This window comes from Pseudomonas extremorientalis (genome assembly GCF_001870465.1).
GTDB classification, from domain to species: domain Bacteria; phylum Pseudomonadota; class Gammaproteobacteria; order Pseudomonadales; family Pseudomonadaceae; genus Aquipseudomonas; species Aquipseudomonas extremorientalis.
The window spans coordinates 55,799-76,561 of the sequence record NZ_MDGK01000047.1; the positions used below are offsets into that span (position 1 = coordinate 55,799).

The following is a 20,763-nucleotide window of genomic DNA, read 5'->3' on the forward strand; positions in this document are numbered from 1 at the left end:
GGCGCGCGTGCAATCCACAAATGGGAATTCCCTTTATGAAACGTTTTCTTAGCATCGCCATGGCGTTGTGCATCGGCCTGACGATGAGCCTCGACGCCAACGCCAAACGCTTCGGTGGCGGCAAAAGCTCAGGCGCAGCACCAACTCACCAGACCAGCCAAATGGCTCCATCCGCCGGTGCCGGCGGTGCTGCGGCCACCGCAGGCGCCGCCGGTGCTGCAGGCGCTGCCGCCAAGGCCGGCGGTGCTTCGCGCTGGTTGGGCCCTCTTGCCGGCATCGCCGCCGGTGGCCTGCTCGCCTCCATGTTCATGGGCGGCGGCTTCCAGGGTATGCAGATCTTCGACATCCTGATCATGGCGGTCATCGCCTTCCTGGTCTTCCGCTTTATCGCCGCTCGTCGCCGCAAGCAGCAGGAGCACCTGGCTCCAGCCGGCGCGCCAATGCAGCGTGAAGTGTTCGAGCAAAAACCAGCCATGGGTTCGATCTTCGGTGGTTCGGCAGCACCTGCCGCGGCCCGCCCGGTGATCAATGCACCGGCCTGGTTCAACGAAGAACGTTTCGTCGAGGCGGCTCGCAGCCACTTCCAGTCCCTGCAGCAGCACTGGGACGCCAATGAAATGGACAAGATCGCCGAGTTCGTGACCCCGCAACTGCTGGAGTTCCTCAAGCGCGAACGCGCCGAGATTGGCGATGCATTCCAGTCGACTTACATCGACGACCTGCGCGTGCAGCTGGACGGTGTGGATGATCGCGCCGACAAGACCATCGCCACCCTGACCTTCAGCGGTGTGTCGAAGACCTCGCGTTTCGACCAGGGCGAAGTGTTCAGCGAAAGCTGGAACATGGAACGTGCACAGGGCGACAACCAGCCATGGCTGGTCGCCGGTATCCGCCAGAACGGCTGATCCCTGCACGCTTGGTAAACAGATACAAAAAACCCCGGACCTGTCCGGGGTTTTCTATTTCACGGTTGCACTTATAGCGAGCTACTGTATAAAACGCCCCTATAAACCGCGCCATCTAGCAAGAGGATCCCGGCCGTGGAAGAAATCATCGAACAATTGCGTGAAGCCAACGAACCGGTCCCGGTTCCCTTGGAGCTGCCTGACGAAGACCAACTGGTGGAGATCGAGGAACAACTGTTCATCGACATCCCGTTTGTCTTCCGTGAATTCCTGCTGACCGTCAGCGACGTGGTGTACGGCAGCCTGGAGCCGGTGACCGTCACCGACCCGCAGTCCCACACCTACCTGCCGGACGTGGCCGCCAACGCCTGGGATGCCGGTGTCGACCGCAGCCTGATCCCGATCTGCCAGGACGGCGACGACTACTACTGCGTCGAAGAAGACGGCACCGTGGTGCTGTGGTCCGGCGAAGAAGAAATCGTCACCGAAGAAACCTGGGAATCGGTGTGGCACTGGGCGCGGGACGTCTGGCTGGAAAGCTGACAAAGCTCTCTGGCTAACCGGGCTTGCTGTGGCGAGCGGACTTGCCCCGCGTCGGGCTGCGAAGCAGCCCTCCCAAGCCCCTCAATGCTCCGGCGTATCCTTATGGTTATCCAGCGTCTCCAACAAGGCGACCTGCATCCGCGTATGCACGCGGATGAACCACCGCCAGAGCACCGCCGCCACCGCAGCCGTGACCACGGCAATCAGCACCAGCAACTTGTTGGTCGGCAAAATACTGGCCGACAAGGCTGCCAAGAGCAGGAAGATCACCAGCAACGAGAGGATCGGGATCAGTTCTGCGATCACCCTCCGCACCCGCTGGGTATGCCGCCCGGCCATTTCTGGCTTCACGCTCATCTCCGCCAGCAGCATCGACAGCGCCTTGAGCTTGCGATACGCGGCAATCAAGAATGGCAGCGACAACAGCAACGCCCCGCCCCAGATCAACGCCTTCTGCCAGCTTGGATCGCCGATCCAGCCTTCCAGATACTCACCGATGCGCGCCGCGAAAAAGCTGCCGGCAAAGAAGATCGCGATTACCAGCGCCAGGTTGACCCCGACTTGCAGAATGATCTTTCGGATCATCGAAGCGAGCATCGCACCCTCGCCTTGGGGCTGAATGCTGCGCAACCATTCGCCGTACATGCCAAAAACCCGGCTCAACCGCTTGGGCATGACCGCGGCGATCTTCAAGGACAGTGGATCGGCGCCGCGAATCAGGTACGGCGTGAGCAGTGTGGTGATGGCCGAAACCGCTACCGCGACGGGGTAGAGGAAATCACTGGTCACCTGCAGCGTCATCCCCAGCGCCGCGATGATGAAGGAAAACTCGCCAATCTGTGACAGCCCCATGCCCACGCGCAGTGAGGTACGGCCATCGTTGCCGGCGATAAACGCGCCCAGGCCGCAGGACAGCATCTTGCCCAACACCACGGCCACGGTGATCACCGCAATCGGCCAGGCGTATTGCAGCAGGATCTGCGGGTCGATCATCAAGCCAATGGCCACAAAGAAGATGGCGCTGAACATGTCGCGAACCGGCTCGATCAGGCGCTCGATCTTAATCAACTGCCGGGATTCGGCCATGATTGCGCCGATCAGAAACGCGCCCAGCACCATGCTGTATTCCAGCTTGACCACCAGCAGGCAGAAACCGAAACACAGGCCCAGTACGGTGATCAGCAACATCTCGTTGCTTTCGAACTTGGCCACATACGCCAGCAAGCGCGGCACCAGCAAAATGCCGATGACCAGCGCGACAATCATGAACAGCGAGAGCTTGCCGACGGTGGAGAACACTTCGCCGGAGCTGACCGTACCGCTGACGGCGATGCTCGACAGCAAGGCGATGATGCCAATGCCGAGGATGTCCTCGACGATCAGCACGCCGAAAATCAATTGGGCAAAACGCTGGTTCTTCATCTTCAGGTCATTGAGCGCCTTGACGATGATGGTGGTCGAAGAAATCGCCAGGATCGCGCCGAGGAACAGTGAGTCCATGATGTTCCAGTCGAACCAGCGGCCGATTTCGTAGCCGATCCAGATCATCAGGATGATTTCCAGGAAGGCCGCGATAAACGCCGTGGCGCCGACCTTGAACAACTTGCGCAGGCTGAACTCCAGGCCCAGGCAGAACATCAGGAAGATCACCCCGAGCTCGGCGAGGGTCTTGATGGTGTCTTCGTCGTGGATCAGGCCGAACGGCGGGGTGTGGGGGCCGATGATGAACCCGGCGACGATGTAGCCCAGCACCACCGGCTGCTTGAGGCGGTGAAACAGGATGGTGACAACCCCTGCCACCAGCATGATCACGGCCAAGTCCTGGATAAAGCTGATGGCGTGCATGGCGAGGGGCTCCTTGAGGGTACTGGCGCTTTTCCCACTTCCGCGCGCGCCTTTGAAATGTCGCAAAGTGCGGAAGGAAAAGTCTGCCTTGATCGTAAGAAATGCCCTGAGATGGGCTTTTGAAGGTTAACACCGCGACTTCCGCCGGAAAGCCGGTGCAATATATGGAAACAGATCGGTTCGCGCGTGACGGCTAGCCGCCCACCGGCGTCCCGTTATGGATGGCCCTGCAAAGATTCCAGCACCCGCAGAGGTGCCCCCCAACCAATGCCTACAACCCGTGAGTGTGCTATGGAACCCGGAAACGCCCAGCTGTCGATGACGGTATTGATGACCCCTGACATGGCCAACTTCTCAGGCAATGTCCACGGTGGCACCCTGCTCAAGTACCTCGACGAAGTGGCCTACGCCTGCGCGAGCCGCTATGCCGGCCGCTATGTGGTCACGCTGTCGGTGGACCAGGTGATCTTTCGCGAGCCGATCCATGTCGGCGAGCTGGTGACCTTCCTCGCGTCGGTCAACTACACCGGCAACACCTCGATGGAGGTGGGCATCAAGGTAGTGACCGAGAACATCCGCGAACGCTCCGTGCGCCATACCAACAGCTGCTTCTTCACCATGGTCGCCGTGGACGACCAGCGCAAACCGGCCGCCGTGCCCCCGCTGCAACCGCAGAACAGCGAGGACAAGCGCCGATTCGTACAGGCTCAGCAGCGTCGACAGATCCGACAGGAACTGGAGAAGCGCTACCAGGAAATCAAGGCAGACGCACTGTAGGCCATTTCCCGCCTTTAGGAGCGAGCAGCTGCGCTCCTACAGCCGCCAGCACTGATCATCGTGGGCACAGACATCAAAGCGCTGGTCCAACTGGCTCATGCGCTCCATATGATGATTCACGATGTCCACCATCACCGCTTTGCTGGTGTTCTTGTAGTACTGCGCCATCAACTTGTCGTTCGCCTTGACGCGCTCGACCACGGCGGCGTCCGTCGGGTTCTGCCATTGCTCCAGGATCGCATCTTCGGTGCCGCTCAGGCGCATGCGGTAAACCCGCTCATACAGCTCGAGGGTACGCGCCTTGCGGCCGGCCATTTCCTGATTTACCCGTGCGTAGTTCTCACGGTATTGAGTCCAATAGGCCTCAGGCGGAGTGAACTGGGCGAACCGCGCCTTGCGCTCGGCGATTGCCTCCTCGACGGCTTGCGGGCGCTGCGCCGTGTCAGGCTCCATCAACGTGATGAGTTGCATATGGGTTTCAACGATTGCGTTGATCAACGCAGTTCGGTGTGGCGTATCCGGGATCACCTTGCCGAATATCGGGCTTTTGCCCGCGCACGATGGGATGCCGTTCTCGAATATCGGCTGTGGAATGCGCACGTCCTTGCCATCGGAGCGCGTCAGGCGCTGCAACGAGGTCGTGCAGATGCCCCGCGCCATATCGAAGGTCACTTCGTACTCTTCCCCGGCCTTTGGCGTGATACTCATTGATTTGCCGCAGACATAGCTGCCGCCATTGGTGTTGATCATCAGCATGGTTTCCTTGCCGGGAGCCAGCTTGAACTCCAGCAAGCCCCTGGCCTTGGCCGGAGGGGGCACCGACATGCCGACACGCCGCCGGGTATCGACCAGGAAAATATTATTGAGCATGCCGGTGGTCTGGCCCATGCAATGTTGCGCATCGTAGACGTCGATGGTGGTGTTGGACGTATTGGAGATGAAGCGCAGTTTCGCAGCGTCCGGCTCGGTGGCGTCAGGGTAAGTGCCGTTCACACTGCAACCGCCCAGCAACGACGTCAGCACCAGAGCGGTCAACGCCCGTGGCGAAGGGAATACGGGAGACATGGTTCTTCCTTGAAAAGCACAGGGGACTAAGAGGCGCCCGATAGTACCGGACGCTCTTTGCCTGACTCAATCAGGAATATTCCTACAATCCAATGGGAGTGGCTTCGAAACGCACGCGAGGATGGGCAATACGATCCTGGGCGCGCACCAGCTCCAACTCGTAACTGGCGCAGGCCTGGGTTTCCAACAACACTTCGTGGACCGCTGCAGCGGTGAATTCGAAGGCGGCCAGCAGGCTATCGCCCAACAGAACACGTGCCAGGAACAGCCCCGAGGTCAAATCGCCCACCCCGACCGGCTGACGTGGGAACGCCAGCAGCGGCCGTCGCAGGTGCCAACTGCCTTCGGGGGTCACCAGCAGCATCTCGAAACCGTCCGGCAACTTGCCCGGATAATCCAGGTGTTTGACCAATACGGCCTTCGGCCCACGCGCCAGCAACGCCTTGGCCATGGCCAGGCAATCGAACAGCGATTGCGGCTTGCGCCCGGCAAAGCTGTCCAGTTCCAGTTGGTTGGGGCACAGGAAGTCGGCCATGGCCGCGGCTTCGTCCAGCAGGAAATCGCTGACTTCCTGGGGAACGATGCAGCCTTTTTCCGGATGCCCCATCACCGGGTCGCACAGATACAGGGCCTTGGGGTTGATGGCCTTGATGCGCGCCACGCCAGTCAGGATCGCCCTGCCCTGATCGGCGCTGCCCAGGTAGCCGGACAGAATCGCATCGCAATTGCCCAGCTCGCCGATGGCGGCAATGCCTTCCACCAACGCGGGAATCTGCTGTGGCGCCAACACTTCTCCCGCCCATTGGCCATACTGGGTGTGGTTGGAGAACTGCACCGTGTTCAGCGGCCACACGTTCACCCCAACGCGCTGCATGGGGAACACGGCGGCGCTGTTTCCGGCGTGGCCAAAGACCACATGAGACTGGATCGCAAGCAGATGAGGTGTGCGTTTCATGCGGGAGATTTCCGTAAAACCAATGAAATTCTGGCCGCGCAGTATGCGACTAAACGCAGCCTGTACGACAGACCGGCGACACAGTTAAGCTGCCCTCACTTTGTTGGAGTTTTTCGCATGCTGACCCTGGGAAACATGTTCGTGTTGATGCTACTGGCGACCGGTGCCGCCTGGGTTTGGCACAACCATGGCCTGCGCGAGCGGGCGCTGGAGCGGGTCAAGCAGCATTGCGCCAAGCTCGACATCGAACTGCTGGACGGTGCGGTGGCACTCAAGCGCATCGGTTTTGTAAAGGATGCCAACGGTCGGCGGCGCCTGGCGCGCATCTACAACTTCGAGTTCACCGTGACCGGCGAAACCCGCCATCCGGGGACCATCACCCAGTTCGGTGCCCACAGCGCACAGATCGAACTGGCGCCCTACCCGTTCGAGATCAAGACGCCGTTGCCCAGTGCCGAGGTGATCGAGCTGAGCCAGTGGCGCCAGGACCACGCGTCCAAGAACCGTCACTGACGGCTGGCGGCCAGCGCACGCTGTAACACGTCCACGTCCTGTGGCTCGCTGAAGATCAATTCGATACGCGAATCGCGCCGCCATTCGCTGGGTTGCCAGGTGAGCGGGCCGTTATCCACAGCATTGGAGGACACCCAGCCTTCGGCACTGTGGATAACCAGTTTGACGCGGCGCCAATCAAGGCTTGCAAGCCAGTTATGCAGCCGCTGGGTGTCGAACTGCTGGCCGGGGTGCCAGCGCCAGCCAATGCTCCAGCCGCCCTCTTGAGCCTGGCTCAGGCAAATGGGCTGGTCAGGATCGGTCCAGATGGCCGGCATTTGCGCCAGGCCTTTGGGTACGGCGAAGTTGTCCACAGCCGCAGCAGCCCGCGCGTCAAGGCCAGGTAAATGCGCCAGCGGCAAATACGCCTGACGGGTCCAGTAAAGCGGGCAGTCGGGTAACTGCCGCTCGATCACCTCGCGCTGCGCTGCATCCAGCGCTTCATCCTTGTTCAATACCAGCAAACCGGCATTCGCCAATGCCTCATGTTGTGCTTGGGGCAAGGGCTTGCCCGCCGCCAACGCTTGCGCATCCAGCACCATCACGCACGGCTGGACGGCCAGCACGTTCTGACACGGCGCTTCGCGCAACTGCCCGAGCAACTGCGCCGGATGACCCAGGCCCGAGGGCTCGATAAACAGCCGATCAGGCTTGGCCTTACGCAACAAGCGACCCAGGCCGACCTGGAACGGGGCACCATTCACACAACACAGGCAGCCTCCGGCGACTTCGCCGAGGGCAATGCCGTCGTCATCCTGAGTGAGCAAGGCGGCATCCAGGCCGATCTGCCCGAACTCGTTGATCAGCACGGCCCAGCGCTCGTTGGCCGGGCGCTGGGCAAGCAGGTGCTGGATGAGGCTGGTCTTGCCGGCGCCCAGGGGCCCGGCAATCACGTGGGTAGGAATGTTCTGCAACATGAGGGGCATCGTTCGGACCGTGTAGAGCGTCTGATCCTACGCGGTTATGCGAGCCAATCCAGTGTCAGGATCAAGCGGCGCTCGTCGGCCCTCAGTGCGGGTGAACGGTGAATCAGGCCATGGCCTTCATTGCCATGCCATTTGGTGCCCTTGAGCAAGGCGACTTCGCCGCAGTGGATCTGCTCGATACGCTCGGTGGGTTCGGCATCCGGCTGGCTGAGCTTGCGACGGTCCATCACGCCTTCACGCAACCACTGGCTGCCGACCCCGGCATAGGTGGTGATCAGGCGCACCGGCACGTGGTCGACGTGAAAACGCGGGCACATGGCTTTATCCAACAGACGCAGGCGCACGCCGATACGCTTGGCACCAAGCAGACAGGCGAACGCGCTGACCAGCCACGACACATCGGCGATGAAGCCTTCGTAGCCCTCAAGATCACGACAACTCGACGCCAAACCCTGCAAGTTTGGCTCGGCGTCGTCGTTGTTGAGCTCGATGACCATGGAGTCGGCCAACGGCTCGTTGAGCGCCACCAGCAAGGCGCCGAACTCGGCGATGTGCAGCGGCAGCTGGCGCTGCCACAGCGCCAGGTTGACGCCGTCTTCGAGGATGTCGGACAGCGCCAGCGGGGTGTCACCGCAGGTCTGGCGAATCACGGGACGCAGGGGAATCACCGGGGCCAGCATCAGGCGGCTGCCTCCTCATACCAGGGGCCAAAAGGGTCAGCCAGCAGGCGCCAGCCTTCGACGCCCAGGGCCATTTCTTCATCGGTGAGCAAGCACGCATCCAACTCGGCGCGCATGCGGGTGAAGTCGATGTTCTGGCCGATAAACACCAGCTCCTGGCGGCAGTCGCCAGTGCTCAGTTGCCAGTTGCCCATGATCGCCGCGATGCTCTCTTCGTCCTGAGGCCATTGGCTTTTGGGCACAAAGCGCCACCAGCGGCCGGCAAACCCATGACGCATCAGGCCACCGGCCTGGGACCAACTGCCCGCATCCCGGTGTTTGCTGGCCAGCCAGAAAAAACCCTTGGAACGCAGCAGTTTGCCGTTGACCCACGGGCGGTCGATAAAGTCGAAAAAGCGCTGCGGATGAAACGGGCGGCGAGCTCGATAAGCGGTGGAGGCAATGCCGTACTCTTCGGTTTCCGGCACATGTTCACCGCGCAATTCCTGCAGCCAGCCCGGCGCCTGGGCGGCGCGCTCGAAGTCGAAACGGCCGGTGTTGAGGATCTTGTTCAGCGGCACCTCCCCCATGACCATAGGGATGATTTCTGCCTGGGCGTTGAGGCGTTCGAGGATTGCCATCAACTCTTCACGTTCGCGACTGCTGATCAGGTCGATCTTGCTGATGAGGATCACGTCAGCGAATTCGATCTGCTCGATCAACAGGTCGGTGATGGAGCGCTCGTCTTCTTCACCGAGGGTTTCACCGCGCGAGGCCAGGCTTTCGGCGGCCTGGTAGTCGAGCAGGAAGTTCATGCCATCGACCACGGTGACCATGGTGTCCAGGCGGGCGATATCGGCCAGGCTTTGCTCGTTTTCATCACGAAAGGTGAAGGTCTCGGCCACCGGCAAGGGCTCGGAGATGCCGGTGGATTCGATCAGCAGGTAATCGAAGCGACCTTCCTTGGCGAGTTTTCCGACTTCTTCCAGCAAGTCCTCGCGCAAGGTGCAGCAGATGCAGCCGTTGCTCATCTCCACCAGTTTTTCTTCGGCACGGTTGAGGGTGACGTCGCGCTGGACTTCGCTGCCATCGATATTGATTTCGCTCATATCGTTGACGATCACCGCCACCCGCAGACTTTCGCGGTTGCGCAGGACGTAGTTGAGCAGCGTGCTTTTACCGGCGCCGAGAAAGCCGGACAACACAGTAACGGGGAGGCGATTGGGCATCAGGTATTCCTCATCAGGGTTGGCCGGTCAAATCGCCCGTTTATGGCGTTCGCGCAGCTCTTCACGTTCTTTGGCTTCGATACACAGGGTGGCGGTAGGACGCAGCAACAAGCGCTGCAGGCCGATGGGCTCGCCGGTCTCGCGGCACCAGCCGTACTCGCCGCGTGCCAGCAATTCGAGGGCGTCGTCGATCTTGTCCAACAGCTTCTTTTCCCGCTCCAGCAGGCGCAGTTGCCATTGGCGCTGTTCTTCGGCGCTGCCCACATCGGCAGGGTCGCTGTTGGTTTCCTGCTCGCGCAGCAGCAGGAATTCGGCGTCGATACGCGCTTGCAGCTCATTGCGTTGCGCCAGCAGCAACTCACGGAAGAAGCCTTGCTGGGCTTCATTCATATAGTCGGCGGGCGGTTGGGCCAGCAGGTCTTGTTCGGTCATGGAGAGCGGTTCACGGGTCAGGCTGTGCTTTAATGTTATAGTATAACAATACAAATAAGCCAATCCCCTCTTGCTCACCACGACGAAGGGCGCAATGCTTGAACACTTCCCTGCCACGAGAAACCTGATGAAATACCTGGTGTGCGCCCTGTTTTTGGCTGCGGCCGGACCTGCCTGCGCCCAGGCCCCCAACCTGTTGGCCCACTGCACGCGCAGCGCCAACCTGCTGGCTTGTGTTGACCCGTTGGGCAATGCCTACAGCGTGGCGACGGTCGGCAGTACCACGTATCTGCGCGGGTACGAGGTGATCGGCAAGCGCCACTGGGCACAGACCAACAGCCGCTACGGGCAGCTGACCTTTTTTACCGGGTTGGCGTCGGACGGTGAGGCGTGGGTCGGCTACACGCGGCGCGTGGGCTGGACCACCCTCAACCGGTTTTCCAGTTCGGGTGGTGCCAGCGCAAAATTCACCTGCAGCCGTATAACGGGTTGCTAGACCTGGGCGTTCTTCTGTTCCTGCACCCACGCCATGTAGCTGTTCATCGGTGGGTTCTTCTGGAAATACTTTTTCAAGCCTTCGAACAACCCATCGGCAACCGCTTGTTGATGCCGCGCGGTAACCAGCCGCGCACTGTCACGCGCATTGGAGATAAACCCGGTTTCCACCAGGATAGACGGCACATCGGGTGACTTGAGCACCGCGAATCCCGCCTGTTCCACGCGTTTCTGATGCAGGCTGGTGATGCCTTCCAGGCTGCCCAGGATCGAGTGGCCCAGTTGCAGGCTGGAGGCGATGGTAGCGTTCATCGACATGTCCAGGATTACCCCGGCCAGCATCGGGTCCTTGTCCTTCAGATTCAGCAGGCTGGTGGCGCCGAGCAAGTCGGCACCGTTTTCCCGTTGCGCCATGAACCGCGCCGTGGCGGACGTCGCGCCGCCTTCGGACAGGGCATACACCGACGCGCCCGAGGCGGTGATGCGTGGTGCCGCGTCCGCATGCACGGAGATGAACATGTCGGCATTGTGCTTGTGGGCGATCTCCACCCGTTTGCGCAGCGGTACGAAGAAATCGTCGTTGCGCACCAACTTCACGTCAAAACCTTTCTCGCGCTTCAAGCGTTTGGCCAACAGTTGCGCAATGGACAGCACCACGTCTTTTTCGCGCTGGCCCTTGGAGCCGACTGCACCCGGGTCCTTGCCGCCGTGGCCGGGATCCACCACCACGATGATGTCGCGCTTGGGGTGGGCCTTGTCCACGCGCGGCGCAGGTTCAGCGGCCATCTGGCGAGGCACCTGGGTGGCGCTGGTCAGGTCCAGCACCAGGCGATGACCCTGGCCGTCCTGAGGCGGCAATAGAAAGCTGTTGAGCTGCATCGGTGCGACCAGGTCCAGCACGATGCGCGTATCACCTTTACCAAAATGCCCCGAGCGAATCGAGGTGATGCCGCTGTTCTTCAACGCCAACTGAGAGAAATCACCGCTGAGCCCGGCCCCGCTCAGGTCAATGATCAGGCGCTCCGGCGCGCTCAGGGTGAAGGTCTTGTATTGCACCGGGCCGCTGAGGTCGAACACCAACCGCAGCTTGTCGTCCGAGCGCCACAGGCGGGCATTGCGAATCTGTGTGGCATGGGCGGCAAACGGCAAAGGGAACAGCGGACTGGCCAGAAGCAGGTTAAGAAGCTGACGTCTGTACATGAAAAAACACCGCGAATGAAGGAGCGTCCTTACTCGACATGACTGAAAAAAGGTTGGAGCAGAATATTCATCGTTGATCTAATTGTTATACTATAACATGTCTAATTATCGCTAACGATGGACCTGCTCATGAATGCGCTGACTCTGCCGGATATCGCCGCGCAGGCTTCACGCCAAGCTTTGCCACTCGACTGGGTAGGCATGTGCGGCATCGCCCTGCCGATCCTCATCGACGGCGAGCGTCTTGCCGCTACTGCCGATGCCGGCGTAAGCCTGGATGATGGCGCCGCCCGTGGCATTCATATGTCACGCCTGTACCTGGCGCTGGAGATGCTCGACCAGCAGCCGCTTACACCTGCACGTCTGCGTAATGTACTGCAGCGTTTTCTCGACAGTCATGAAGGTTTATCTAATAACGCCTACCTGCGTATCCATACCGATCTGCTGCTCAAGCGCTCGGCGCTGGTCAGCCCGTTGGCCGGCTGGAAAGGCTACCCGGTGAGCATCCAGGCGCGCCTGGAAAACCAGATGTTCCACGTGGAACTAAAAATTGACGTTACCTATTCCTCAACCTGCCCGTGCTCCGCCGCCCTCGCCAGGCAATTGATTCAGCAGCAATTTCTTGAAGACTTCGGCAACACCCCGCTGCAGCATGAAGACGTATTGACCTGGCTCGGCAGCGCCAATGGCATCGTCGCCACACCTCACAGCCAGCGCAGCAGCGCGCAGTTGCTGATCGAGCTGGACGGCGACCAACCCAGCCTGCCCATCACCGAACTGATCGATAACGTCGAAGCCGCCCTCGGCACCGCCGTACAAACCGCTGTAAAACGCGCGGACGAACAAGCCTTCGCCCTGGCCAATGGGCAGAACCTGATGTTCTGCGAAGACGCCGCCCGCCGCCTGAACCTCGCCTTGAAACGCTCGGATGCGGTCAACGCCTTCCACCTGAAAGTGATCCACGCCGAAAGCCTGCACGCGCACGATGCCGTGGCGGAAAGCCGCTGGACGAGAAACCCTGCATGATCACCTGCACCGCCTTACGCTGGGGCGCCCCGGGCCAACCACTGACGCCCGCCCTCGACCTCACTCTGGAAAAAGGCAGCCTCACCGGCATCATCGGCGCCAATGGCACCGGCAAAAGCAGCCTGCTCAAGGTCATCGCCGGCCTGCAAAAGCCCTTGGCGGGCAAAGTCACGGTGGCGGTTCCACGCCGTGGCGGTCTGTCGTTTCTGCCGCAGCAACAGCACCTGGACCGCCAGTTCCCCATCAGCCTGCAAGAGCTGGTCGCCGCCGGCTTCTGGGGCACCCAGCTCTCCCCGCAACAACGCAGCCAGCGCCTTGAAGCCGTGCTGGAAGACTGGTGCCTCAGCGGCCTGGAACATCGCCCGCTGATGGCTCTCTCCGGCGGCGAGCTGCAACGCGCCCTGCTCGCCCGCATGAGCCTGGCCGAAGCGCCGGTGCTGCTGCTCGATGAACCCCACGCCGCCCTCGATGAAGAAGGCCAGGCGCTGTGCTGGAAACACATCCACGCCTGGCACGATCAAGGCCGTACGCTGATCGTGGTCTGCCATGACCTTGCCTCCGTGCGCCATCACACCCAGCACGTGGTGCAGATCAAGAATACCGGCTGCCTGTTCGGCCCCAGCAAAGAGCTGATCCGCCCACAGCCCCAAATGCAGGTGGCCTGATGCACTTCGCCGCCCACCTGTGGATGCCCTTCCTCGACTTCGTGTTCATGCGTCGTGCGTTGATCGGCGGACTGGTACTTGCCTGCAGCACTGCACCGCTGGGTGTGTTCCTGATCCTGCGACGCATGAGCCTGATCGGTGACGCCGTGGCCCACGGCATCCTGCCCGGCGCCGCACTCGGTTTCTGGTTTGCCGGCCTCAGCCTGCCGGCTCTTACCATCGGCGGCCTCGGCGCCGGCTTGAGCATGGCCGGCCTGTCCGCGTGGATCACCCGTCGCACCGGCCTGCGTGAAGACGCCAGCCTCGCCGCCATCTACCCCATCTCCCTCGCCGCCGGCGTGTTGATCCTCGGCATCGCCGGCAAGCGCCTGGACTTGCTGCATCTGCTGTTCGGCTCGGCCCTGGCGGTGGATGAAACCACCCTCACCGGCATGCTCTGGGTCTCCGGGTTCAGCCTGATCGCCATGGCGGTGATCTACAGACCGTTGCTGCTGGACACTCTCGATCCGCTGTTCCTGCAAACCGTCAGCCGCCTCGGCCCACTGGCCCACGGGTTGTTCCTGACCCTGGTGGTGCTGAACCTAGTGATCGGTTTCCAGGCCATCGGCGCCTTGATGGTGGTGGGCTTGATGATGTTGCCGGCCATCGCTTCACGTTTCTGGAGCCGGCGCCTGCCGGTGTTGATCGCGGTATCGGCGGTGCTGGGAAGCCTGTCGGTGTGGCTGGGTTTGTTGTTGTCGTTCTACTACTCGTTGCCCAGCGGCCCGGCCATCGTGCTGGTGGCGGGTGCCGGGTATCTGCTGTCCGTGGTCTTCGGTCCGGTGCACGGCTTGCTGCGCCGCCCGCCCTCCCTTACATCCCAATGAGGTGTTTCCCGATGCGCGCTTTACTCGTGCTGTTCAGTCTGCTGCTGCCGTTGTCGATGGCCCAGGCCGCCGACAAACTCCAGGTGGTGACCAGTTTCAGTATTCTCGATGACATCACCCACCAGATCGGTGGCGATCACATCCAGATCAGCAACATGGTCGGCCCTGACGCCGACGCCCATACCTACGAACCAACGCCGGACGACGCGAAGGCGCTGCTCAAGGCCAAGCTGATCATCAAGAACGGCCTGGGCTTCGAGCCGTGGCTGGACCGGCTGGTGGCCAGCACTGAAACCAAGGCGACCGTGGTCACCGCCAGCAAAGGCGTGATTTCCCACACCATGGAAGAGGACGGCGAAACGATCCCCGACCCCCACGCCTGGCACAACCTGGCCAACGCCGAAATCTACGTGAACAACATCACCAAGGCGCTGGTCGCCGCCGACCCGGCGAACAAGGCTGACTACCTGCGCAACAGCCAGGCCTACCTGAAAGAAATCTACCGCCTGCTGGCCGAAGCCAAGGCCAAGTTCGGTGCGCTGCCAGCAGGCAACCGCCGCATCGTCACCTCCCATGACGCCTTCGGCTACCTGGGCCAGGCCTACGGCATTGAGTTCCTTGCGCCCCAGGGGCTGTCCACCGAACGTGAACCGTCCGCCGCCGAGGTCGCCGCGCTGATCACCCAGATCCGCAAAGACAAGGTCAAAGCGGTGTTCATGGAAAACATCAAGGACTCGCGCCTGCTCAAGCAGATCGCAGACGAAAGTGGCGCGCAGATCGGCGGCACGCTGTACTCCGACGCCCTCGCCGCGCAAGGTCCGGCCAGCACCTTTACCGGGCTGTTCGAATACAACCTCAACACCTTGTGCGCGGCCCTGGGCAAGCCATGACCCTGAGCATGCTCGATCTGGAAGGGGCTGCCGTGGGCAGCCGCTTTCCACTCGGACAGGTGCTCGACGCCCTGCCCTGGAACAGCGACGGCCTGATCGCCGCCATCGCCCAGCAACACGGCAGCGGTGAAGTGTTGATGTTGGCCTGGATGAACCGCACGGCCCTAAACGAAACCCTGGCCACCGGGCAAGTCTGCTACTGGTCACGCTCGCGTCGGCAGCTATGGCGTAAAGGCGAAAGCTCCGGCCATTGGCAACAACTGATCGAAGCCCGCCTGGATTGCGACGGCGACGCAGTGTTGCTGATCGTCGACCAGCAGGGCCCGGCCTGCCACACCGGTCGACCGACCTGCTTCTACAACGCTATCGATGGCGACTACGTTCACATCCTCACGGAGCCCTCAGCATGATCCGCAAGAACCCATCCGGCGATCTTCCCGTCATTGCCGAATCAGCCTACGTCGACAAGACCGCAATCATCTGCGGCAAGGTCATCATCGGCGAGAACGTCTTCGTCGGCCCCTACGCGGTGATCCGCGCCGATGAAGTCGACGCCAGTGGGGACATGGACCCGATCACCATCGGCGCCAACTCCAACATCCAGGACGGCGTGGTTATCCACTCCAAATCCGGCGCGGCGGTGACCATCGGCGAGTTCACTTCCATCGCCCACCGCTCCATCGTCCACGGCCCCTGCAGCGTCGGCGACCGTGTGTTCATCGGCTTCAACAGTGTGCTGTTCAACTGCGCCGTGGGTGATGGCTGCGTGGTGCGTCACAACTCGGTGGTCGACGGTCGCGATTTGCCCGCCGCCTTCTACGTGCCCTCCACCACCCGCATCGGGCCTGCCACCGACCTGTCGCAATTCCCGCCGGTCAGCGTGAGCGCCTCGGAGTTTTCCGAAGACGTGGCGCGTACCAACGTCGATCTGGTGCGTGGCTACAAAGCCTTGCAAAACGAGTTCTGAGCCATGAGTCGCGTGCTGATTCGCAATGCCCGTCTGGTGAATGAAGGCCAGGAGTTCGACGCCGATGTACTGGTCGCCAATGGCCGTATCGAGAAGATCGCCGCCAGCCTTGACGGCTATAACGAACCGGTGGAAATCGACGCTAAAGGCCAGTGGCTGCTGCCGGGCATGATCGATGACCAGGTGCACTTTCGCGAACCCGGCGCGCCGGACAAAGGCAGCTTCTACAGCGAATCCCGCGCCGCGGTGGCCGGCGGCATCACCAGCTTCATGGACATGCCCAACACCAACCCGGCCACCTTGAACCTGCAAGCGCTGGCCGACAAGAAACGCCGTGCCGCCCTGCACTCGGTGGCCAACTACGGCTTTCACTTTGGTGTCAGCAACGAAAATCTCGACACCGTCGCCGCCCTCGACCCGCGTGAAGTCGCCGGGGTGAAAGTATTCATGGGAGCGTCCACCGGCAATATGCTGGTGGATGACCCGCGGATCCTGGAGCGCCTGTTCGCCGAAGTGCCAACCATCCTGCTGGCCCATTGCGAACACACGCCGAGTATCCAGGCCAACGAACAACGTCTGCGCGAGCGCTTCGGCGACAATATTCCCGCCGTCGCGCACCCACTGATCCGCGATGCCGAGGCGTGCTATCGCTCCTCATCTTTTGCCGTGGAGTTGGCCAGGCGCCATGGCACGCGCCTGCATGTGCTGCACCTGACCAGCGCCCGCGAACTGGCGCTGTTCGACGACAAGCCCCTGGCCGAAAAACGCATCACCGCCGAAGTCTGCCTGCACCACCTGCTGTTCGACGACCGCGACTATCACCGCCTCGGCCACCAGATCAAATGCAATCCGGCGATCAAGAGTCGTACCGACCGCGACGCCTTGCGCCAGGCCTTGCTGAGTGATCGATTGGACGTGATTGGCAGCGACCATGCGCCGCACACCTGGGGGCAAAAACAATTGGGTTACCGAGAGGCGCCGTCCGGACTGCCGCTGGTGCAACACGCGCTGCCGGCGCTGTTGGAACTGGTGGCTGACGGGCATCTGCCGCTGACCACGCTGGTGGCGAAGACCAGTCATCGCGTGGCCGACCTGTTCGCCATCCCGGATCGGGGTTACCTACGCGAAGGCTATTGGGCCGACCTGGTGCTGATCAAACCCGAGCCCCACGGCAAGCCGGTGAGCAGCGAGCCGATCCTGGCCCGCTGCGGTTGGACACCCTTCGCCGAGCGCAGCTTTCGTCATAGCGTCAGCACCACGCTGGTCTCCGGCCACTTGGCCTGGCACAACGGTCAGGTAGTCGACAGTTGCCAGGGCCTGCCATTGCATTTCCTGCGTTAAGCGCGAGGCTTGACCGTACCGCAATCGTTGCCCAGCCACTGGGCGTGACTGTCGAGGCTGCCCTTTTGCTGGATACCAGTGGCATTGAAGGTGCCGTTGACGGTGGTGGTGAATTCCTTCTGACTCTGGAAGGTCGCCACGCCCGTGCCCTGGGCTTTCGGGCAACTGAAGCGGAATTTCCACTGGTTGCCGGTCTTGTCCGTCACTTGCTGTTTGCAGCCCGATTGCGGGTCGGTCAACGGGATAGAATCAGAGGCGACCTGCGCCGGTGTCAGGCACACCTGCACGCCTTTGCCGGCCATGGTGATGCCTTGTTTTTCCAGCATGGCGCGCTGTTCGGGGGTCATTTGTTGCTTGAGTTGACCAAGGATCAGCGACAGGTCCGGCAGGTCCTGGTTATCGACTTTCATATTGCTGGTGGTCAATTCCCACAAGCCCGGCGCCAGCATCTGCGCCTGTGCGGCCACCGGCAGCGACAACCCCATAACCATGGCTAAAGACAGCAGACGTGCATTCATCGGGTAACTCCTGGTTGATGTTGGGCGTTAGACGCCGCCAGGGCGCCAGTGTTGCACGGCAAATAAAATAGCGACATTCGTAAGCAGACATGGTCTGTTAGGCACTTGGATTGCCTGGAGTACCGTCGTCCATGGATTTCTTTGGCCCGCACCTGCTCGCCTACTTCATCGCCACGCTGCACTTTCTCGGGACTCTCGCCGCGATCCACGCGGTGCTGACCGTCAGAACCGCCCAAGGCTCGATCGCCTGGGCCTTGTCGCTGATGTTCATGCCCTACCTCACGTTGATCCCCTACCTGATCTTCGGCCGCAGCACGTTCGACGCCTACATCCAGGCCCGCCGCCAGGCCAACCAGGAAATGCACACCGCGATCACCGCGCTGAACTGGCGCCCCTGGGTCGAGGAAGCCCTCGCGGCGCGCAACTCCAGCGCGTACACCTCTTTGCGCGCCATGCCCAAGCTGGGCCGCATGCCGTGCCTGGCCAATAATGAAGTGCGCTTGTTGATCAATGGCGAGGCCACGTTCAGCGCAATCTTCGAGGCCATTCGCAACGCCAGGACGGCGGTGCTGTTCCAGTTCTTCATCATTCATGACGACGAGCTTGGCCGCCAATTGCACGCGCTGTTGAAGGAAAAAGCGGCTGAAGGCATAGACATCCACGTGCTCTATGACCGCATCGGCAGCCACGCCCTGCCCCACCGATATGTGCAATCGCTGCGGGACGCCGGGGTGAAAGTCAAAGCGTTCGCCACCCGCGGCGGCTGGCTCAATCGCTTCCAGGTCAATTTCCGCAACCACCGCAAGATCGTGGTGGTGGATGGCATCACCGGGTTTGTCGGCGGGCATAACGTCGGCGATGAATACCTGGGCAAGAAACCACCGCTGGCGCCGTGGCGCGATACGCATGTGCAGGTAACCGGCCCGGTGGTGGCGTGTTTGCAAGAGTCGTTTGCCGAAGACTGGTTCTGGGCTGCACGCGAGCTGCCGCCGCTGATCCTGCCGGACGCCTACCCGGAAGACGGCGTGCTCTGCCAATTGCTCGCCAGCGGTCCCGCCGACCCGTATGAAACCTGCTCATTGTTTTTTGTCGAGGCCATTCATGCGGCGACCGAACGCGTATGGATCACCAGCCCGTACTTCATCCCCGACGAAGCGGTGTTCGCCGCCCTGCGCCTGGCAGTGCTGCGCGGGGTCGATGTACGCCTGTTGCTGCCCTCACGGCCCGACCATCGCATCGTCTACGCGGCATCGAGCCTTTACGCGATCGAAGCCGTGCGCGCCGGTGTACGGGTGTTCCGCTACACGCCGGGCTTCCTGCATCAGAAAGTCGTACTGGTGGACAGCGAAATCAGCGCCATCGGCAGTGCGAACATGGACAACCGCTCGTTCCGGCTGAATTTCGAAGTGATGTTGCTGACGGTCGACGAAGCCTTCGCCCGGGAAGTGGAGCTGATGCTGCTGGACGACTTTGCCCTGGCCCATGAGGTCAGCCAGCAAGAGAGCCGCGAGACGCGCCGCCTGCAACAACTGGGCATGCGAGTCGCGCGGCTTATTTCACCGATTCTTTAACACACTGCGGTGAACCCTGTGGGAGGGGCTTGCCCCCTCCCACACTTGGACCTTCATTTTTCGCAGAAACGGGGTTAGCGGTAGATATCTTCCCGCGTCCACGGCAGGTCATGGCTGCCATCGGCATGGGGTTTCACCGCCAGGATCTGGTGCAGGTTGATCCAGCCCCGGGCAAACGCATAGGCGCAACCGGCCAGGTACAGGCGCCAGATGCGTAGCGCCTGCTCCGGCACCATCTTCGCCGCCGCCTCCAGGTTGTCTTCCAGGCGCTCGCTCCAATGGTCCAGGGTACGCGCGTAGTGCAGGCGCAGGCTCTCGACGTCGACCACTTCCAGCCCGACTTCACTGATCTCGGCGGTCATCATCGCCAGGTGCGGCAGCTCACCGTTGGGGAACACATAACGCTCGATGAACTCCCCGGCGCCACGACCGACCGGGCGGCCATCGGTGTGCTTGGCGGTAATGCCGTGGTTCATCACCAGGCCGCCTTCGCGCACGGCGCCGAACAGGGTCTTGCAGTACTGCGCCAGGTTGGCGTGGCCGACGTGTTCGAACATGCCCACGCTCACCACTTTGTCAAAACGGCCGTCTTGCGGCAGATCGCGGTAGTCGAGCAATTGCAGGTCCACCTGGTCTTCGAGGCCCTCGGCCTTCACCCGTTCCCGGGCCAGAGCCAACTGCTCCTTGCTCAGGGTGATACCAAACACCTTGACCCCGAACTCCCGCGCAGCAAACCGCGCCAACCCACCCCAACCACAACCTACGTCGAGCAAATACTCGCCCGGCTGCAGCCGCAGCTTGCGGCACAGATGGCGGAATTTGTCTTGTTGCGCCTGGTCGATGGATTCGCTGCCGGTTTCGAAATAACCGCAGGAGTACGCCATGTCCTGGTCCAGCCACAGCTGGTAGAACTCGTTGGACAGGTCGTAATGGTAGGAAATAGCCGCTGCGTCAGTGGCCTTGTCGTGGATCGAGCGCACCGGACGACTCCCCTCGTCGTCTTCGATCAGGGCGTGACTCAATTCGTCACAAACCCGGATGACCTCGGAGATGGAGCCTTCCAGCTCCAATTTACCCTCGACGAAGGCTTCGCCCAGTGAATCGAGCGTGGGATGGGTCAGTTTGTTAACGACCGTGGGGTCCTTCACCACGATGGTCACACTGGGCTCGGGGCCCAAGTTGAATTCATGGCCATCCCAGAGTCGAAGACGCAGCGGTAGCTGAAGATTCTGTAAGGCCGGTGGAAGTTGCGCGAGCATGAGTAGTCCCCCCTTGTTTCAGACGTCTGCTGTGAGGGTAGACCATCCGAAGACAAAGTAGGAGGCTATCGATTTGA

23 protein-coding genes are annotated in these 20,763 nt (G+C 61.5%); 13 read left to right on the top strand and 10 right to left on the bottom strand.

Annotated elements, in window-relative coordinates; all coding sequences use genetic code 11:
* Positions 1 to 35 precede the first annotated feature (35 nt).
* Positions 36 to 905, top strand: coding sequence for a Tim44 domain-containing protein (locus tag BFN10_RS18215; RefSeq protein WP_071490847.1), 870 nt, complete (start codon positions 36 to 38; stop codon positions 903 to 905).
* Positions 906 to 1,040: 135 nt separating this feature from the next.
* A complete protein-coding gene (locus tag BFN10_RS18220) occupies positions 1,041 to 1,448 on the top strand; it encodes an SMI1/KNR4 family protein (RefSeq protein WP_028618538.1) in 408 nt (135 codons plus the stop codon).
* An 81-nt stretch (positions 1,449 to 1,529) separates the two neighbouring features.
* On the opposite strand, the gene BFN10_RS18225 is transcribed toward BFN10_RS18220, so the two are convergent.
* The gene (locus BFN10_RS18225) at positions 1,530 to 3,293 is read right to left on the bottom strand and encodes a cation:proton antiporter (protein WP_071490848.1); all 1,764 of its coding nucleotides are present in this window, start codon (positions 3,291 to 3,293) and stop codon (positions 1,530 to 1,532) included.
* Between the two features lie 291 nt (positions 3,294 to 3,584).
* Between BFN10_RS18225 and BFN10_RS18230 the strand changes: the two genes are divergently transcribed.
* Positions 3,585 to 4,070 (top strand): acyl-CoA thioesterase, encoded by a 486-nt coding sequence (locus tag BFN10_RS18230; protein ID WP_033897247.1) that lies wholly within the window; start codon positions 3,585 to 3,587, stop codon positions 4,068 to 4,070.
* Positions 4,071 to 4,106: 36 nt separating this feature from the next.
* Here the strand turns inward: BFN10_RS18230 and BFN10_RS18235 are convergent, their stop codons facing one another.
* Together BFN10_RS18235 and pdxY are read right to left on the bottom strand one after the other, a co-directional pair.
* The gene (locus BFN10_RS18235) at positions 4,107 to 5,135 is read right to left on the bottom strand and encodes a hypothetical protein (protein ID WP_071490849.1); all 1,029 of its coding nucleotides are present in this window, start codon (positions 5,133 to 5,135) and stop codon (positions 4,107 to 4,109) included.
* Positions 5,136 to 5,217: 82 nt separating this feature from the next.
* Positions 5,218 to 6,090, bottom strand: coding sequence for a pyridoxal kinase PdxY (pdxY, locus tag BFN10_RS18240; RefSeq protein ID WP_071490850.1), 873 nt, complete (start codon positions 6,088 to 6,090; stop codon positions 5,218 to 5,220).
* A 117-nt stretch (positions 6,091 to 6,207) separates the two neighbouring features.
* Between pdxY and BFN10_RS18245 the strand changes: the two genes are divergently transcribed.
* Positions 6,208 to 6,603: a DUF3301 domain-containing protein gene (locus BFN10_RS18245; protein WP_058424321.1), complete on the top strand. Its 396-nt coding sequence runs from the start codon at positions 6,208 to 6,210 to the stop codon at positions 6,601 to 6,603.
* On the opposite strand, the gene BFN10_RS18250 is transcribed toward BFN10_RS18245, so the two are convergent.
* The 4 genes from BFN10_RS18250 to dksA are packed head-to-tail and all read right to left on the bottom strand — an operon-like array spanning position 6,597 to position 9,888.
* Positions 6,597 to 7,559 carry a CobW family GTP-binding protein gene (locus tag BFN10_RS18250; protein ID WP_071490851.1) on the bottom strand — a complete coding sequence of 321 codons (963 nt, stop codon included), beginning with the start codon at positions 7,557 to 7,559 and terminating at the stop codon, positions 6,597 to 6,599. The genes BFN10_RS18245 and BFN10_RS18250 overlap by 7 nt on opposite strands.
* A gap of 44 nt (positions 7,560 to 7,603) precedes the next feature.
* Entirely contained in the window at positions 7,604 to 8,248 is a 645-nt protein-coding gene (locus BFN10_RS18255) for a DUF1826 domain-containing protein (protein ID WP_071490852.1), read from the bottom strand.
* Positions 8,248 to 9,456: a zinc metallochaperone GTPase ZigA gene (gene zigA / locus BFN10_RS18260; protein WP_071490853.1), complete on the bottom strand. Its 1,209-nt coding sequence runs from the start codon at positions 9,454 to 9,456 to the stop codon at positions 8,248 to 8,250. The genes BFN10_RS18255 and zigA overlap by 1 nt, the downstream gene beginning before the upstream one ends.
* A 27-nt stretch (positions 9,457 to 9,483) precedes the next feature.
* A complete protein-coding gene (dksA, locus tag BFN10_RS18265) occupies positions 9,484 to 9,888 on the bottom strand; it encodes an RNA polymerase-binding protein DksA (protein WP_058424325.1) in 405 nt (134 codons plus the stop codon).
* 127 nt (positions 9,889 to 10,015) lie between these two features.
* Here dksA and BFN10_RS18270 point away from each other — a divergent pair, with 127 nt between their 5' ends.
* Positions 10,016 to 10,384: a glutamine synthetase gene (locus BFN10_RS18270; protein ID WP_071490854.1), complete on the top strand. Its 369-nt coding sequence runs from the start codon at positions 10,016 to 10,018 to the stop codon at positions 10,382 to 10,384.
* Here the strand turns inward: BFN10_RS18270 and BFN10_RS18275 are convergent.
* Positions 10,381 to 11,583, bottom strand: coding sequence for an N-acetylmuramoyl-L-alanine amidase (locus BFN10_RS18275; RefSeq protein ID WP_071490855.1), 1,203 nt, complete (start codon positions 11,581 to 11,583; stop codon positions 10,381 to 10,383). The genes BFN10_RS18270 and BFN10_RS18275 overlap by 4 nt on opposite strands.
* A 129-nt stretch (positions 11,584 to 11,712) precedes the next feature.
* Here BFN10_RS18275 and folE2 point away from each other — a divergent pair, with 129 nt between their 5' ends.
* The 7 genes from folE2 to BFN10_RS18310 are packed head-to-tail and all read left to right on the top strand — an operon-like array spanning position 11,713 to position 17,338.
* Positions 11,713 to 12,609 (top strand): GTP cyclohydrolase FolE2, encoded by an 897-nt coding sequence (gene folE2 / locus BFN10_RS18280; RefSeq protein WP_071490856.1) that lies wholly within the window; start codon positions 11,713 to 11,715, stop codon positions 12,607 to 12,609.
* Entirely contained in the window at positions 12,606 to 13,274 is a 669-nt protein-coding gene (locus BFN10_RS18285; protein WP_071490857.1) for a metal ABC transporter ATP-binding protein, read from the top strand. The genes folE2 and BFN10_RS18285 overlap by 4 nt, the downstream gene beginning before the upstream one ends.
* A complete protein-coding gene (locus tag BFN10_RS18290; protein ID WP_071490858.1) occupies positions 13,274 to 14,140 on the top strand; it encodes a metal ABC transporter permease in 867 nt (288 codons plus the stop codon). Before BFN10_RS18285 ends, BFN10_RS18290 begins: the two co-directional genes overlap by 1 nt.
* A gap of 11 nt (positions 14,141 to 14,151) precedes the next feature.
* On the top strand, positions 14,152 to 15,030 hold the full coding sequence (locus tag BFN10_RS18295; RefSeq protein ID WP_071490859.1) for a metal ABC transporter substrate-binding protein: 879 nt from the start codon (positions 14,152 to 14,154) through the stop codon (positions 15,028 to 15,030).
* On the top strand, positions 15,027 to 15,440 hold the full coding sequence (gene hisI, locus BFN10_RS18300) for a phosphoribosyl-AMP cyclohydrolase (RefSeq protein ID WP_071490860.1): 414 nt from the start codon (positions 15,027 to 15,029) through the stop codon (positions 15,438 to 15,440). The genes BFN10_RS18295 and hisI overlap by 4 nt, the downstream gene beginning before the upstream one ends.
* A complete protein-coding gene (locus tag BFN10_RS18305; RefSeq protein ID WP_071490861.1) occupies positions 15,437 to 15,997 on the top strand; it encodes a gamma carbonic anhydrase family protein in 561 nt (186 codons plus the stop codon). The genes hisI and BFN10_RS18305 overlap by 4 nt, the downstream gene beginning before the upstream one ends.
* A gap of 3 nt (positions 15,998 to 16,000) precedes the next feature.
* On the top strand, positions 16,001 to 17,338 hold the full coding sequence (locus BFN10_RS18310) for a dihydroorotase (RefSeq protein WP_071490862.1): 1,338 nt from the start codon (positions 16,001 to 16,003) through the stop codon (positions 17,336 to 17,338).
* On the opposite strand, the gene BFN10_RS18315 is transcribed toward BFN10_RS18310, so the two are convergent.
* Complete coding sequence (locus tag BFN10_RS18315) at positions 17,335 to 17,856, bottom strand: DUF3617 domain-containing protein (protein WP_071490863.1); 522 nt, start codon at positions 17,854 to 17,856, stop codon at positions 17,335 to 17,337. The two genes, BFN10_RS18310 and BFN10_RS18315, sit on opposite strands and share 4 nt — an antisense overlap.
* 131 nt (positions 17,857 to 17,987) lie before the next feature.
* Between BFN10_RS18315 and cls the strand changes: the two genes are divergently transcribed.
* On the top strand, positions 17,988 to 19,427 hold the full coding sequence (cls, locus tag BFN10_RS18320) for a cardiolipin synthase (RefSeq protein ID WP_071490864.1): 1,440 nt from the start codon (positions 17,988 to 17,990) through the stop codon (positions 19,425 to 19,427).
* Positions 19,428 to 19,501: 74 nt separating this feature from the next.
* Here the strand turns inward: cls and cfaB are convergent, their stop codons facing one another.
* On the bottom strand, positions 19,502 to 20,686 hold the full coding sequence (gene cfaB, locus BFN10_RS18325; protein WP_071490865.1) for a C17 cyclopropane fatty acid synthase CfaB: 1,185 nt from the start codon (positions 20,684 to 20,686) through the stop codon (positions 19,502 to 19,504).
* Positions 20,687 to 20,763: the final 77 nt, after the last annotated feature.

Coding starts and splice junctions, on each gene's coding strand:
- BFN10_RS18215 (WP_071490847.1), top strand. CDS start 36: ATGAAACGTTTTCTTAGCATCGCCATGGCGTTGTGCATCGGCCTGACG.
- BFN10_RS18225 (WP_071490848.1), bottom strand. CDS start 3,293: ATGCACGCCATCAGCTTTATCCAGGACTTGGCCGTGATCATGCTGGTG.
- BFN10_RS18230 (WP_033897247.1), top strand. CDS start 3,585: ATGGAACCCGGAAACGCCCAGCTGTCGATGACGGTATTGATGACCCCT.
- BFN10_RS18235 (WP_071490849.1), bottom strand. CDS start 5,135: ATGTCTCCCGTATTCCCTTCGCCACGGGCGTTGACCGCTCTGGTGCTG.
- pdxY (WP_071490850.1), bottom strand. CDS start 6,090: ATGAAACGCACACCTCATCTGCTTGCGATCCAGTCTCATGTGGTCTTT.
- BFN10_RS18245 (WP_058424321.1), top strand. CDS start 6,208: ATGCTGACCCTGGGAAACATGTTCGTGTTGATGCTACTGGCGACCGGT.
- BFN10_RS18250 (WP_071490851.1), bottom strand. CDS start 7,559: ATGTTGCAGAACATTCCTACCCACGTGATTGCCGGGCCCCTGGGCGCC.
- BFN10_RS18255 (WP_071490852.1), bottom strand. CDS start 8,248: ATGCTGGCCCCGGTGATTCCCCTGCGTCCCGTGATTCGCCAGACCTGC.
- zigA (WP_071490853.1), bottom strand. CDS start 9,456: ATGCCCAATCGCCTCCCCGTTACTGTGTTGTCCGGCTTTCTCGGCGCC.
- dksA (WP_058424325.1), bottom strand. CDS start 9,888: ATGACCGAACAAGACCTGCTGGCCCAACCGCCCGCCGACTATATGAAT.
- BFN10_RS18270 (WP_071490854.1), top strand. CDS start 10,016: ATGAAATACCTGGTGTGCGCCCTGTTTTTGGCTGCGGCCGGACCTGCC.
- BFN10_RS18275 (WP_071490855.1), bottom strand. CDS start 11,583: ATGTACAGACGTCAGCTTCTTAACCTGCTTCTGGCCAGTCCGCTGTTC.
- folE2 (WP_071490856.1), top strand. CDS start 11,713: ATGAATGCGCTGACTCTGCCGGATATCGCCGCGCAGGCTTCACGCCAA.
- BFN10_RS18285 (WP_071490857.1), top strand. CDS start 12,606: ATGATCACCTGCACCGCCTTACGCTGGGGCGCCCCGGGCCAACCACTG.
- BFN10_RS18290 (WP_071490858.1), top strand. CDS start 13,274: ATGCACTTCGCCGCCCACCTGTGGATGCCCTTCCTCGACTTCGTGTTC.
- BFN10_RS18295 (WP_071490859.1), top strand. CDS start 14,152: ATGCGCGCTTTACTCGTGCTGTTCAGTCTGCTGCTGCCGTTGTCGATG.
- hisI (WP_071490860.1), top strand. CDS start 15,027: ATGACCCTGAGCATGCTCGATCTGGAAGGGGCTGCCGTGGGCAGCCGC.
- BFN10_RS18305 (WP_071490861.1), top strand. CDS start 15,437: ATGATCCGCAAGAACCCATCCGGCGATCTTCCCGTCATTGCCGAATCA.
- BFN10_RS18310 (WP_071490862.1), top strand. CDS start 16,001: ATGAGTCGCGTGCTGATTCGCAATGCCCGTCTGGTGAATGAAGGCCAG.
- BFN10_RS18315 (WP_071490863.1), bottom strand. CDS start 17,856: ATGAATGCACGTCTGCTGTCTTTAGCCATGGTTATGGGGTTGTCGCTG.
- cls (WP_071490864.1), top strand. CDS start 17,988: ATGGATTTCTTTGGCCCGCACCTGCTCGCCTACTTCATCGCCACGCTG.
- cfaB (WP_071490865.1), bottom strand. CDS start 20,686: ATGCTCGCGCAACTTCCACCGGCCTTACAGAATCTTCAGCTACCGCTG.